Genomic DNA, 13,708 nt, shown 5'->3' on the forward strand with positions numbered 1-13,708 from the left:
CGATGAAAGTGACTGTCGATCAAGTCAAATGCGTCGCGGCCGGGCATTGCGTCATGCACGCGGCCGACGTCTTCGATCAGCGAGACGAGGACGGCATCGTCGTCCTGCTCGACGAGAACCCGCCGGACGAACTCGCCGAGGACGTGCGCCGAGCCGCGGCGGTCTGCCCGGCCATGGCCATCCACATCGAGGAATGAACCGGCAGTCCGCGGTTCTTCCGCATCCGATCACCCAGGAGCGAACAGTGTCCGAAGCATTGACCGATACGACCACCGCCGCCACGGAGTTCCCCGACTATCCCATGCCCAGGTCGGCCGGATGCCCGTTCGCGCCGCCACCCGAGGCGTTGCGGCTGGGCCGGGGCAAGCCGCTCAACCGTGTCCGCATCTGGGACGGCAGCACCCCCTGGCTGGTCACCGGATATGCCGAATTCAAGGCCCTGATGTCGGATCCGAGGGTCAGCGTGGACGATCATCGGCCCGGCTTCCCGCACTGGAACGAGGGCATGGCGGCGATCGTGGACAGCAGGCCGAAGTCGCTGTTCACCACCGACGGCGAGGAGCACAGCCGGTACCGGCGGATGCTCACGAAGCCGTTCACCTTCAAGCGGGTGGAAGCGCTGCGGCCGGTCATCCAGCAGATCACCGACGAGCACATCGACCGGCTGCTGGCCGGGCCGCAGCCCGCCGACCTGGTCGAAGCGCTGGCGCTGCCGGTGCCGACGCTGATGATCAGCGAGATGCTCGGCGTGCCCTACGAGGACCACGAGTTCTTCCAGAAGCACGCCACCGTCAACGTCGACCGGTACGCGACCAAGGAGCAGGCCGCAGAGGGTCGCGCGGGGCTGGCGCGGTATCTGGTCGACCTGGTGAAGAAGAAGTTGGAAAGCCCCGCCGAGGACGTGGTGTCCGATATCGCGGAGCGGGTGCGCGCCGGGGAGATCGATATGAAGGAGGCCGCCCAGCTGGGGACCGGCCTGCTGATCGCGGGCCACGAGACAAGCGCCAACATGATCTCGCTCGGAGCCCTGGCCCTGATGCGCAACCCCGATCAGTTCGCCCTGTTGCGTGATACCGACGATCCGAAGATCGTCGTCAACGCGGTCGAGGAGCTGTTGCGCTACCTCAGCATCATCCAGAACGGACAGCGGCGCATCGCGATCGAGGACATCGAGATCGCGGGGGAGACCGTCCGGGCCGGAGACGGCCTGATCTTCGACCTCGCGCCGGCCAACTGGGACGAAAAGGCCTGGGAGCAGCCGGATCGGCTGGATCTGCGCAGGGCCGCCGGCCAGCACCTCGGGTTCGGCTTCGGCCCGCACCAGTGCGTCGGGCAGCAGCTCGCCCGGGCCGAACTACAGATCGTCTTCCGGACGCTGGTTCGGCGCATTCCCACACTGCGCTTGGCGATTCCGTTCGAGGAAGTCCAGTTCAAGCACGACCGGCTCGCCTACGGGTTGTACGAGCTGCCGGTGAGCTGGTAGGGCGTCGAGCCGAATGCGCTCGGCCGCCAGGTTTCCTGACGGGCCACTGAGAATTTCAACTCCAAGAAAGAGAAGAGGCGAACCACTGTGACCACAAGCGCGGCCAGCGACGTCTACTACGACCCGTACGACGTCGATCTCAATGCCGATCCCTATTCGATGTTCAAACGGCTCCGCGAGGACATGCCGCTGTACTACAACGAGAAGCACGACTTCTACGCGGTCAGTCGCCACGCGGATGTCAACGCGGCGTTGCTGGACAAGGACACCTACAGCTCCGCGCGCGGTGCGATCATCGAACTGATCAAAGCGAACATCGAGATTCCCTCCGGCGTGCTGATCTTCGAGGATCCGCCGATCCACGACATCCACCGCAGCCTGCTCTCGCGCATGTTCACCCCGCGCAAGATCCGCGCGCTGGAGGACAAGATCCGTGAGTTCTGCGCGCTCAGTCTCGATCCGCACGTCGGTACCGGACAGCTGGACTTCATCGCCGACATCGGCGCGCAGATGCCGATGCGCACCATCGGCATGCTGCTCGGCATCCCGGAGGAGGATCAGGAGGCCATCCGCGACTTCGCGAACGAGCAGATGCGGACCGAGGAGGGCAAGCCGATGAAGGCCGCCGCTGAGGGCATGGCCGGCGGCGACATCTTCGCCGCCTACATCGACTGGCGCGCCGAGCATCCCTCCGACGACATCATGACCGAACTGCTCAACGTCGAGTTCGAGGACGAGACCGGCGCCGTGCGCAAGCTGCGCCGCGAGGAGTTGCTCACGTACGTGAACGTGGTCTCCGGCGCGGGCAACGAGACAACGACCCGGCTGATCGGCTGGGCGGGCAAGGTTCTCGCGGAGCATCCGGACCAGCGCCGCGAGCTCGTGGCGAACCCGCGGTTGATTCCGAACGCCATCGAAGAGCTGCTGCGCTTCGAACCACCCGCGCCGCATGTGGCGCGGTATGTGACCCGCGATGTCGAGGTGCACGGCCGGACCGTGCCGGAGGGCAGCGCCATGATGATGCTCATCGGCGCGGCAAACCGGGACCACCGGCAATTCCCGCCGGACGGCGATGTCTTCGACATCCACCGCGACACCCGCCAGCACCTCTCGTTCAGCGTCGGCACGCACTACTGCCTCGGATCGGCGCTGGCTCGCCTGGAGGGACGGATCGCGCTCGAGGAGATCCTCGCGCGGTTCCCCGAGTGGGAGGTGGACCTGGCGAACGCGAAGCTGTCGCCCACCTCGACCGTCCGCGGCTGGGAAACGTTGCCCGCGTTCACCTCCTGAACCGGTTCCGGTGCCGCGCATGGCGGATGCGAGTGCCCCACATGGATTCCGCGGGCGCCCGGGTGACGGAGGGGAGACCCGGACCGAAGATCAGCGAGCCGGCCGCGGCTGCCTCGGGACTCGGGTTCGCTCCCGCGGTACCGGTTCCGGCTCGCAGCCGGTGATGCCGCACGCCGCGCACAGCCGCTTCGCGACGGTGGGTGTCATCCGCGCCGTGCAGAGTCGAGCGCGGAGGTCGTCCAAGCGCTGCGCGGGATGAGAACGCGTCCGAGTAGCTGCGGAATGGTGGGTTGCTCTCCCAGGGCGAGGGCGCCGACCAGCGTCAGCATGAGCATGGCCGCATTCACCGCGCGACGGCGGGAAAGCCTCCGATGACGCCGTCGGCCTCCAGCGCGCGGATCTCCGTCTCGGTCAGGCCGAGGGCGGTGAGCAGTTCCGTGTTGTGCTCGCCGAGCAGGGGCGCGTGCTTCCGGTGGAAGCGCCGCGGACCGGCCGAGGACCGGAACGGCACCGTGCTGTGCCCGGCCGTCCGGGCGACGGGGTGGGCGACCGGCTCGAAGAAGTCACGGAACCGCAGCTGTGGCAGTTCGGTCTGCCGATGCGGCTGCATGACCTTCGCGACCGGGACACCGGCGTTCCAGAGGACGCGGACGATCTCGTCGCTGTCGCGCTGCGCGCACCATTCGGCGAGCCGCTCGTCGATCAGGTCGTGCCTGCGGCGGCGCCCCGGTCCGGAGGAGAGTTCGGGATCCAAGGCCCAGAACGGGGTGCCGAGCGCTTCGCGCAATCGCCGCCACTGCGCGTCGGTGGCGACCGCGATCGCCACCCAGCAATCCTCCCGGCCGAATTCGTCCACTCCCGCCGCTCGATAGAGATTCTGTGGCGCCGCGCAGGGGCCGCGGTTGCCGTCCCGCTCCAGCAGCGCGCCGTAGGCCGAGTACTCGATCACTTGCTCGGCGGACACATTGAGCGCGGCCTCGACCATAGCGGCCTCCACCAGCACTCCCTGACCGGTGCGCCGCCGGTGTTCCAGGGCCAGCAGCAGGGCGTTGAGCGCGTGCACGCCCGCATTGGGATCACCGATGGAGTAGGGCTCCACGGGGTTCTGGTCCGAATAACCGGTCAGCCAGGTCAAGCCGGACGTGTCCTCGATGACGTACGCGAAGGCGGGATTGTCGCGCCAGGGACCGTCGAGGCCGAATCCCGGCATCCGGACCATGATCGTGTCCGGACGCCGTTCCCGCACGGCCGGGTAGTCCAGGCCGATCTGTTCCAGGACGCGGGGCGTGTAGTTCTCGACGATCACATCGCACGTGGCGGCCAGCCGCTTCAACAGATCCCGCCCTCGCTCGGAACGGAAGTCCAGCGTGAGGCTTTTTTTGCCGGTGTTGAGCCCGGAGAAGATCGGGGACTTCTCCCACCATTGATCTTCGGTCGGCGGCACACCCGCGATGAGGCGGGTGCCGTCGGGTCGCCCGGCCGACTCCACATGGATGACCTCCGCGCCGAGCATGGCGAGGAAGTGGGTGCACGACGGTCCTGCCCAGAACGTCGTGAGATCCAGGACGCGAAGTTCGCGGAACGGCAACGGATCCGGCACGCCGACACGGGCCGTGCTCGCGCGCTCGCGGCGCCGGGCTCGATACTCCTCGGTGTGCTCGCCGAGCCGGGGAGCGGGTTGCGGGTCGCGCAACAGCGTGGGCCGGGTGCGGTACGGCGGGCCCGGCTGGACGAAGCCGTCCCGCGGGTTGACCGTGAAGAACTTGCGCGCCACATGATGATCCATGGTGGGCGCGTCGGCCCCGTTGACCACGGGACCGTTGGGAATGCGGAAGGCCGTCGCCAGGTCGCGGATCACCTCGGCGGGCTGCTCGGCCATCCAGGCGAAGATCTCCGGCGCTTTCTCGTTGGCCCGCTGGGTGATCGCGGGGTTGGGGTCTTCCTCGATCCACTCCGGATGCCCCACCATCGCGCACAGGTCGAACCACTGCTGCGCGGTGCCGCAGCCCACCGCCACCAAGCCGTCGGCGGCGGTCGCGACCCCGGGCACGCTGCGCCGTCGTTCCGTGCGGAACGGCCGTCCGAGAGCGTCGAAGAACGAGACCGGGAAATAGGTGAGCCCGAGGATCTGGGTTTCCAGCACGGACAGGTCGACCAGTTCACCGGCACCGGTTCCGAGCGTGCGCAGCCGCGAGGTCATGGTGGCCGCGCAGGCGTAGGCGCCGGCGAACCACTCACCGATCCGGCCGCCCACGTACACCGGAGCGCGGTCCGGCGCACCCCGGCCGAGCCCGACGATGCCGCCGGACCAGGCCTGCAGGGTGAACTCGGTGGCCGGGCGATCGTGCCACGGCCCGTCGAGACCGAAGGGGGTGATCGCGGTGACCACCAGGTGCCGGTGCGTGCGTCGCAGCGCGGCGGCGGTGAACCGGGGATGCTCGGTGAGCCGCGACCCCGGGGACCACACCACGATGTCGGCCGAGGCCAGCAGACCGTCGACGAGTTCCAGGTCGGCGGGCGCGCCTGGGTCGGCCACCACACTCTTCTTCGAACAGGCCAGGAAAGCGAACAGCGCGCCGTCGGCGCCGGGGCCGAGTTCGGCGTGCGAGGCCGACCAGCGCCGGAGCGGATCCCCCTCCGGCGCTTCGGCTTTGATGACTTCCGCGCCGCCGTCGGCCAGTAGTTTGGTGCAATACGCACCGGCGATCCCGGACGAGAGGTCGACCACCACGCATCCGCGCAACGGCGGCTCGACGGGGCGTTCGGCGCTGCTTGCGGATTCCTTCGATGCCATGACCCTCACCGTTCCGATCCCCGGCGCGCGGCGGAGTCAGACCCGCTTCTCGCGACCCGACTTGCTGAGCCGGAACTCCGGCGGGAACTGCGCGTCGTTGTCCTTGACCGAGTTGTTGAGCCCGCCCTCGAAGGCGTTGTCCAGCATGAGTTCGTCGTCGTCGGCGTGGATGTGGCCGCCCATCGACTCGAAGAACCCGCTCAGCAAACTGCCCATGTACTCGCCTTGGTGCTGCTTCATCACCTCGAAGAAGACCTTCTGCATGAAGACCGTGTCGGTGGGGCGGTTGCGCGCACAGGCCCGCGCGTACTTCTCGGTCTCGGCCTCGAGTTCCGCCCGGGGCACGACCTTGTTCAAAAAGTTGCACTCGTACATCTCCCGCGCCGTGAACGCCCGGCCGGTGAAGACCATCTCCTGGAACCGGCGCAGGCCCATGGTCTGCGCCCACGTCCACATCCGCGGTCCCCAGCCGTAGTACCGGAAGGACGGGTGACCGAAGAGGGCGTCGTCGGAGGAGATCACCAGGTCGGCGTCGGCGGCCTGGTAGAAGTGCCAGCCGTAGCAGTAGCCCTTCACCTCCAGGATGCTGATCTTCTTGAACTCCTGCAGGCTGCGGCAACCGGCTTGGGCATTGGCGTACCACTGGCTGATCGTGGCGCCGTGCCGGAAGGACTCCTTGGGCGGATACCGCACCTCGTCCTCGCCGATCTTGTACTCGCTCAACCGCGGACCCTGGGTCGGCGCGTTCTGCACCGCCATGAACTCGGGGAGGTCGGCTCCGGTGCCCAGATCGTCGCCCGCGCCGCGCACGACGAGCACCTTCACCTCGTCGTCGACGTTCGCGCGGTGCAACAGGTCGGCGTAGCGCAGGCGCGCCGCGATGGTGGGCGCGTTGAGATGGTCGGGCCGGTCGAACGTGATGGTCGCGATCCTGGTCTCGGGGTCCTTCTCGTAGCGGATGATCTCCTCCGCCGAGGGCTGCTCGGTACCGGGCATGGGCGGGCTCCTTTGCCGAAGTCGAAATGTGTCCGGAACCTCGTGCCGGACACGGCTGTTCGGTGCTCCGGCGGTTCCGGAGCGCCGAACCCTAGTGCTCCCAGTGCGGAGCGACGGTGAGCACCTCGGCGCCGTCCTCGGTGATCAGCACCGCGTCGCGTCCGAACACCGCCCCGACCCCCGATTCCCACACGTACGCGGTGACGGCCAGCACCATGCCCGGTTCCAGGCGTTCGGTCTCGGCACTCGCCCGCAGCTGGGACGTCACCACCGGCGGATCGAAACCCATGCCGAGTCCACGCGCGACCGGCATCGGCGGCAGCGGTTCGCCCGCGATCTCGTAGGCGGCGAGCAGATCCGTGCCTGCCGATCCGGGACGGCAGGCCTCGATCAGGCGCGCCCACAATCCGTCCCAGCGCCGGTACAGCTTGCGGACGCCGTCGTCGCCTTCCCCGCCGACCGGCCAGGTGCGGCCCACCTCGCCGATGTAGCCCTCGCCGAGGACACCGGAGGAGAAGGCCACCAGATCGCCCGGTCGCACGCGCCGGTCCGCGCCCGCCCGGCGCCACGGGTGCTCCCGTGAGGTCACCCAGGCCGAATCCTGCGACGCGGGGGTGCTGACGCCGCCGGCGGTCATCGCTTCCAGCAGCGCACCGATCAGCGCCTGTTCGGTGACCTCCGGCGCGAGCCGGGCCACCGCCGCGGACAGACCGGTCTCGGCGATCCGGAGCGTGCCGCGCAGAACCTCCACCTCGTGGGCGGTCTTGATGCGGCGCGCGGCGCGCATCGCGAGCTCACCGTCCACCAATTCGGCGGCGGGGAAGGCGGTCGGCAGCAGTTTCGCGAAGGTGGGCGACAGCGCGTCGGTGCCGACCCGCCGCGCGGTGGCGGCTCCCTCGATGCCGCGCAGCACGGCGATGGTGTTCACCGGGTTCCACGCGATGCCGTAGAGGTGCTCGTGCGGGATGTCGTCGGGCACGCCTTCGTCCCAGGTGCTCAGCAGATGCACCGCGCGCGTCCGCCGCACCACCGTCGCCACCGGACCGAACGGGCGGGTGCCCGCGACCCACAGTTGCGGTGTGCCCGACACGTAGCGGGCGTTGGCCTGACGTCCGAGAACGAGGACGTCCAGATCATGGGCTTCCATCTGTGCGAGGGCACGATCGCGCCGCCCATGTCGCAGGGCGCGATCGTCCGGCACGACCTCAATGGCCATAGGGGGCATAGGGATAGTCGGTGAGGGCCGTCCAGCCCTCCTCGGTGATCACGATGATTTCCTCGCTTCGGTAGCCGCCGGTGCCGTCCTCCCAGACGACCGGCTCCAGAACCAGCACCATGTCGGTTCGGAACACGAAGTTCTCGTCGAACTCGTCGCCGAGATCGGTGCCGATCATCGGCATCTCGGCGGCGCTCACGCCGATTCCGTGTCCCAGGTAGAAATGCGGCAGCCACGGCTTGGCGCCGCCGTTGGCGGCGATCGCCGCCCGGGCGAGGTCGGCCGCGGTGGCGCCGGCCCGGGTCACGTCCAGCACCGCGGTGAGGATCTCCCGCCAGCGCTCGAACTGCCGCTGCTGGCGTGCGTCGGGCTCGGTGCCCACCGTCCAGGTGCGGCCGAAATCGGAGCAGTAGCCGCCGTAGGTGATGCTGACATCGGTCCAGAGCACGTCGCCCGCGGCCAGTTCTCGCTCGGTGGTCAGCAGCGGGAGGGCGAGATCGCCGTGCGTGGTCCAGACGCCGTCGGCCTTGGTCTCCGGCATCACCTGCCAGATGGCGTCGAGCATGGTGGCGGTGGCGCCCAGCTCGAAGGCCCGGCGCACGAAGTTCGCCGACAGGTCGATCTGCCTGCGCCCCGGCGCCAGCGCCGCCTGTACGTCGACCATGGCCTGCTCGGTGATCCGGCACGCGGTGCGGATGCAGGCGATCTCGTCGGGCGTCTTGATCAGTTTCGCGGCGCCGATCACGGTGGCGGCGTCCGACGGAGGGCCCCCGGGGAACAGCGTGGACCGCGCGCGCAGCATGGCGCCGGTGCACTCGTCCACCGCGATGGCCGACCCGGCCGGAACGAGATCGGCGATCAGCCGCGCGAAAGCCGCCACGCCTTCGTCGAATTCGAGGTAGACGGGTCCGTGCAGGTGATCGGCGGGAAGATCCGACTCCGCCGAGGTTCCTTCCCGGAAGGGCAGGAACAGGTGCGGCCACGGATCGCCCGCCACGACCACGGCGACGGGCCGCTCGACGTGGGCGAGCCCGGCGTCGCCGAGCGGCCAGTTCGCACCGGTCGAATACACGACGTTGCTGTTGTTCAGCAGGATCAGGGCGTCGACGCCCTGCTCGGCCATGACGGATCGCAGCCGCGCTCCGGTGTCGCGCCGCATGCGGGCGCGATCCGGTACCTCGGGGATCTCGAGGGACGAGGTGGCCGCGACGGGGGACGACGTCATGACAGACCCAGGAATTCCGCCACGTTGCCGCTGACGATCCGGGCGGCGTCCTGGGCGCCGACGGCCTGCACGACGGCTTCCAGGGACTTCTCCGAGTAACCGAAGGTGCTCTCGTTGTGCGGGTAGTCCGACGACCACATGACCCGGTCGCGGCCGATGTGGTCGATCAGCGACAGGCCGAGCGGGTCCACCATGAACGACGCGCGCATGTGGTTGTCCCAGTAGTGGCGCACGTCGTGCTCGACCGGACGATCGAGCATGTGCTGGAAGGAGGCCAGCATGTGCTCGGCGTCCTGGATCGCCGAAGGCACCCAGTTCACCCCGCCCTCGAACCAGCCGATGCTGAGGCCGGGATGCCGGTCGATGATGCCGCTGAAGATGTACTTGGAGAACAGCTCACGGAACGGGGCGACGTTGTGCATCATGCCGACGGCGACACTGTTCACCTCGCAGGGGCTCGACAGCGGCGACTCACCGATGTGGTGGGAGACCGGCACACCGGACTCCTCGATCGCGTCCCACACCGGGATCATCGCGGTGCTCGCGTAGTCGATGACGTTGCCCTCGTCGTCCTTGCCGGCCGACAGCGGCAGCAGGAAAGTCTTGAGTCCCAGCGACTTCAGTTCCGCGAGGGTGCGGCGCGCGCCGTCGGCGTCCCACCAATTGATCAGCCCGACGCCGTAGAAGGTGCCGCCGGACTGCTCCTGCAACTCCGCGATGTAGGCGTTGTACACCCGGAAGGAGAGCTCTCGAATCTCCTTGTCCGGGTAGAACAGCAGTGCGAGCAGGGCGTTGGGGAACGCGAGTTCCTTGGCGATGCCGTCGGCGCGCAGATCGGCGATGCGTGCGTCCAGGTTGGCGCTGCCGGATCCGTCCAGCGGGTCGTACTGCATCAGCACGTGGCTGAAGTCGCCGGGCAGGAACGACCTGCCCTTGCGGCCCAGCTGGTAGGCGCCGTCCTCGTACCACACGCGCGGGGCGCGGTCCCTGAGCGATTCCGGGAATCGCTCGTAGAAGATGTCGTGCGCCAGCGAGATGTGGTTGTCCGCCGAGAACACCTCGGTGCCGGGCGGCAGGCCCACCGAGCCCTCGGCGTGGCCGCGGCGGTCTTTCGGCGGACCGAATCCGCCGGGCGGGTACAACGAGGCACTGCTGGTCGGAACCGACATCTTGACCCTCCCATGGATCTGTTCGCTGCACGGAACCGCGGTCACACGTCGGCGGGGTGGCGAACGCGGACTTCGGCGGCGGCGTGTTGGACCGCGGCCGCGGATCCGCCCGGCTTCGGTGGCCGGGCTCGCGACAACCCGCGCGGCGGCGATCCTGCTGGATCGCCGCGGCTCCATCGTGGGAATGACGTTATCACATTAAGAGAAGGAGACCTACACATTCCGTTGTAAAGCCGCATGGATTCCAGTTTTACCAGCGAGAATGTAATTATCACTCAGAGTGGTGGGAATGGAACTGAGGCGTCCATGGATGGGCGAAGCTTGCCGCTGTCGGCGTCGAGCTCCAGCGCTGAGGCAAGGGAGTTGTTTCCAGGGAGCCCGCAAGGGCCTGAGACCCTTGTCACATCGGCAAAACCAACCTACTGTGTGTTCACTAGGTTTGATCGAAACAGGGATTCCCGTGACCACTCCTCGTCCATATGCCTCCCTGCTGGCCAAAGGCGAAGACCGCAGGCAGCGCATCCTCGCCGTCGCTCAGCGACTGCTCACCCGAAACGGTTGGCGCAGTACGACGCTGGCGCAGATCGCCCGGGAAGCCGGCGTGAGTCCGGCCGGACTGCTGCACCATTTCCCGTCCAAGGAGCAACTCCTGCACGCCGTGCTCGATGCTCGCGACGCCGACGACGCCCGCGAAGCCGACGTGACCGGAGACCTGTTCTCGGAGATCCGCAAGGTCGCCGATCGTATCCAGCGCTCACCGGAACTGGTGGGCACCTTCGTAGTACTGCTGGTGGAGAACCTGCTGCCCGAGGCTCCACTGCACGAGCGCCTGCTCGACCGTTGGAAGGTGGCCGTCGGCATCGTCGCCGACGTGATCCGTCGCAACCAGGAGATCGGACGGTTCCGGCCCGATTTCGATCCCGACACCCGGGCCGTGGAAATCGTCGCTTTCATCAATGGAATGGAGATCTCATGGATGCTCGACCACTCGATCCCGCTGGCCGAGGTGTTCCACGAGTACACCAGGTCACTGGCCCGCGACTTCGCGCCGGATGGGGAACGATGAGATACCGGCTCGACGTCGTCGCGACCAGCGTCGTCGATGTCGTCGAACACGCCGGCGGCTGGCTGTTCGACCGCTCCGTCGCCGGATGGGACGTCACGGTGCTCGTCGCCGACCTGTCGGATACGCGGCCGCTGCGCATCCTCGGCGCGGAGGTGCTGGAACTCGAGCAGGTGCTCGCCTCGCGGGGGCAGGGGCGTCAGCCGCACGCGCTCGCGGTCGCCGCCGACGTCTGCGAATGTGATCGCCGGGCGCGAAGGGGGCTGTTGAATGCCCTGGACGATGGTGGCGTTCAGGTGGTGGTCTGGGGTGAGGGCTGGCCGTCGCCCCCGGAACATCGGGTCGATCCGGTGCTGCACCGGCTCAGTGTGGCCGCGCAAGCGTTCAAAGCCCAGGCGCTGACCGCGGCGGCGGTTCCGGCCGCCTCGGTCGGAACCACCGAGGTCTTCCGCAGTGGGCTGTCGGCGTTCCCTCCGATCGGCGCCGACCTCAGTCCCGTCGGCTGACCCCCTGCTCCGTCTCGAAACCGCCTCGCGCGCAGCTGATCCCGGCCGTTGCGCACCCCGTTCTCCGTGCCGCCGCTGCTGGTGACCGTGTGGCGCCCGGTCGGCCGGCTGGGTAGAGCCGCCTGCTTCCGGTGGGGCCCATCATGGGAAGGGTAGGCCCGCGCCCCGAGTCCACCCTCCTCTGTGTATTGAATTCTCATATGAGGTGTGTCACCGTGTGCATATATGAGAATGGCATTTTCCACCACCGAGAGGGTGATTAATGCAATCCGAGGCCGATACGACGCGAAGGCGTCACCGCCTTCTGCCGGGACACGAGGTGCGCAGCACGATCACTCGGGCTGCGGCGGGTCCGATGCAGGCCGTCGGAGGGCTGTTCGCCATGTCGGCGGACGCGGTGCGGTTCTTGTTCCGAAGACCGTTCCAGACCAGGGAATTCCTCGAGCAGTCGTGGTTCATCGTGCGGGTCTCGCTGGTGCCGACGCTGCTCGTGGCGATCCCGTTCACGGTGCTGGTGAGCTTCACGCTCAACATCCTGCTGCGCGAACTCGGCGCCGCGGATCTCAGCGGCGCGGGCGCCGCGTTCGGCGCGGTGACCCAGGTGGGTCCGATGGTCACGGTGCTGATCGTCGCCGGGTCCGGCGCGACGGCGATGTGCGCCGACCTCGGCTCGCGCACCATCCGCGAGGAGATCGCGGCGATGCAGGTGCTGGGCATCGATCCGGTGCAACGACTCGTGACGCCTCGGATGCTGGCCTCCGGCCTGGTGGCGTTCCTGCTGAACAACCTGGTGTGCATCATCGGCGTGATCGGGGGCTACGTGTTCTCCGTCTACGTCCAGGATGTGAATCCGGGCGCTTTCGCCGCGGGGATCACGCTGCTCACCGGGATCGACGAGGTGATCATCTCCTCGGTCAAGGCCCTGCTGTTCGGTCTGGTGGCCGGGCTCGTCGCCTGCTACCGGGGCTTGATCGTGACCGGCGGGGCCAAGGCCGTCGGCAACGCGGTCAACGAGACCGTGGTCTACGCCTTCATGTCCCTGTTCGTGATCAATGTCGTCGTCACGGCGATCGGCATCCAGATGACCGTGCGATGAAGGAGCGGCGCTGGTGACTCCGATCGCGCGCTACCCCAAGACCATTCGGCGCATTCGGCGGCCGTACCAGGCGCTGGGCCGGATCGGCGACCATGCCGTCTTCTACGTGAAGGCACTGGTGTACGCGCCGTTCGGGGCCTGGCACTACCGTCGTGAGACCGTCCGGCTCATCGCCGAGATCAGCATGGGCTCCGGGGCGCTGGCGGTGTTCGGCGGAACGGTCGTGATCGTCGGATTCCTCACCTTGGCCACCGGCGGCACCCTCGCCGTCCAGGGCTACAGCTCGCTGGGCAACATCGGCATCGAAGCGCTGACCGGCTTCCTGTCGGCGTTCATCAACGTGCGCATCTCGGCGCCGGTCGTCGCGGGCATCGGACTGGCGGCGACCTTCGGCGCCGGGGCCACCGCGCAGCTGGGCGCGATGCGGATCAACGAGGAGATCGACGCGCTCGAATCGCTGGCGATCGAACCCATCCCGTACCTCGTCGGCACCAGGATCGTCGCGGGCATGATCGCGATCGTCCCGCTGTACGCCCTCGCGGTTATCGCCTCCTTCATCGCGAGCAGGGTGACCACCGTCGTGCTGCTCGGTCAGTCCGCCGGGTTGTACGACCATTACTTCGGGACCTTCCTGAACCCCATCGACCTGGTGTGGTCGTTCCTGCAAGCGATCCTGATGGCGCTGACCATCCTGTTGATCCACACCTACTTCGGCTACTTCGCAGGCGGGGGACCGTCCGGTGTCGGCATCGCGGTGGGAAACGCCGTGCGGACGTCGCTGATCGGGGTCGTGTCGGTGACGCTGCTGGTGTCGCTGGCGGTCTACGGCGCCAACGGAAACTTCGATCTGTCCGGTTGAGAGGTGCCGAT

The 13,708-nt window shown here is 67.9% G+C and carries 13 protein-coding genes; 7 read left to right on the plus strand and 6 right to left on the minus strand.

Annotated elements, in window-relative coordinates; all coding sequences use genetic code 11:
* The first annotated feature begins 2 nt into the window (after positions 1-2).
* From ABZ420_RS26380 to ABZ420_RS26390, 3 genes are all read left to right on the plus strand, one after another.
* On the plus strand, positions 3-197 hold the full coding sequence (locus tag ABZ420_RS26380) for a ferredoxin (RefSeq protein ID WP_357127863.1): 195 nt from the start codon (positions 3-5) through the stop codon (positions 195-197).
* Positions 198-244: 47 nt separating this feature from the next.
* Positions 245-1,483, plus strand: coding sequence for a cytochrome P450 (locus ABZ420_RS26385; RefSeq protein WP_357127866.1), 1,239 nt, complete (start codon positions 245-247; stop codon positions 1,481-1,483).
* A gap of 87 nt (positions 1,484-1,570) precedes the next feature.
* On the plus strand, positions 1,571-2,773 hold the full coding sequence (locus ABZ420_RS26390; protein WP_357127870.1) for a cytochrome P450: 1,203 nt from the start codon (positions 1,571-1,573) through the stop codon (positions 2,771-2,773).
* A 203-nt stretch (positions 2,774-2,976) separates the two neighbouring features.
* Here the strand turns inward: ABZ420_RS26390 and ABZ420_RS26395 are convergent, their stop codons facing one another.
* From ABZ420_RS26395 to ABZ420_RS26420, 6 genes are all read right to left on the minus strand, one after another.
* Complete coding sequence (locus tag ABZ420_RS26395) at positions 2,977-3,108, minus strand: hypothetical protein (protein ID WP_357127873.1); 132 nt, start codon at positions 3,106-3,108, stop codon at positions 2,977-2,979.
* Positions 3,109-3,116: 8 nt separating this feature from the next.
* On the minus strand, positions 3,117-5,567 hold the full coding sequence (locus tag ABZ420_RS26400) for a CoA transferase (RefSeq protein WP_357127876.1): 2,451 nt from the start codon (positions 5,565-5,567) through the stop codon (positions 3,117-3,119).
* Between the two features lie 36 nt (positions 5,568-5,603).
* The gene (locus ABZ420_RS26405; protein ID WP_357127879.1) at positions 5,604-6,563 is read right to left on the minus strand and encodes an enoyl-CoA hydratase/isomerase family protein; all 960 of its coding nucleotides are present in this window, start codon (positions 6,561-6,563) and stop codon (positions 5,604-5,606) included.
* A 91-nt stretch (positions 6,564-6,654) separates the two neighbouring features.
* On the minus strand, positions 6,655-7,779 hold the full coding sequence (locus ABZ420_RS26410; RefSeq protein ID WP_357127882.1) for a M24 family metallopeptidase: 1,125 nt from the start codon (positions 7,777-7,779) through the stop codon (positions 6,655-6,657).
* The gene (locus tag ABZ420_RS26415) at positions 7,769-9,004 is read right to left on the minus strand and encodes a M24 family metallopeptidase (protein WP_357127885.1); all 1,236 of its coding nucleotides are present in this window, start codon (positions 9,002-9,004) and stop codon (positions 7,769-7,771) included. Before ABZ420_RS26415 ends, ABZ420_RS26410 begins: the two co-directional genes overlap by 11 nt.
* Positions 9,001-10,173 (minus strand): amidohydrolase family protein, encoded by a 1,173-nt coding sequence (locus ABZ420_RS26420; RefSeq protein WP_357127888.1) that lies wholly within the window; start codon positions 10,171-10,173, stop codon positions 9,001-9,003. The genes ABZ420_RS26415 and ABZ420_RS26420 overlap by 4 nt, the downstream gene beginning before the upstream one ends.
* A 460-nt stretch (positions 10,174-10,633) precedes the next feature.
* Between ABZ420_RS26420 and ABZ420_RS26425 the strand changes: the two genes are divergently transcribed.
* From ABZ420_RS26425 to ABZ420_RS26440, 4 genes are all read left to right on the plus strand, one after another.
* Positions 10,634-11,239, plus strand: a complete 606-nt coding sequence (locus tag ABZ420_RS26425) for a helix-turn-helix domain-containing protein (protein WP_357127891.1) — start codon at positions 10,634-10,636, stop codon at positions 11,237-11,239.
* The gene (locus ABZ420_RS26430) at positions 11,236-11,742 is read left to right on the plus strand and encodes a hypothetical protein (protein WP_357127894.1); all 507 of its coding nucleotides are present in this window, start codon (positions 11,236-11,238) and stop codon (positions 11,740-11,742) included. Before ABZ420_RS26425 ends, ABZ420_RS26430 begins: the two co-directional genes overlap by 4 nt.
* Positions 11,743-12,097: 355 nt before the next feature.
* Positions 12,098-12,838: an ABC transporter permease gene (locus ABZ420_RS26435; protein WP_227955026.1), complete on the plus strand. Its 741-nt coding sequence runs from the start codon at positions 12,098-12,100 to the stop codon at positions 12,836-12,838.
* Between the two features lie 13 nt (positions 12,839-12,851).
* Positions 12,852-13,697, plus strand: a complete 846-nt coding sequence (locus ABZ420_RS26440; RefSeq protein WP_357127898.1) for an ABC transporter permease — start codon at positions 12,852-12,854, stop codon at positions 13,695-13,697.
* The last annotated feature ends 11 nt before the right edge of the window (positions 13,698-13,708 follow it).

Origin of the sequence: Nocardia sp. NPDC005745 (assembly GCF_040630775.1) — a bacterium.
GTDB lineage: Bacteria > Actinomycetota > Actinomycetes > Mycobacteriales > Mycobacteriaceae > Nocardia.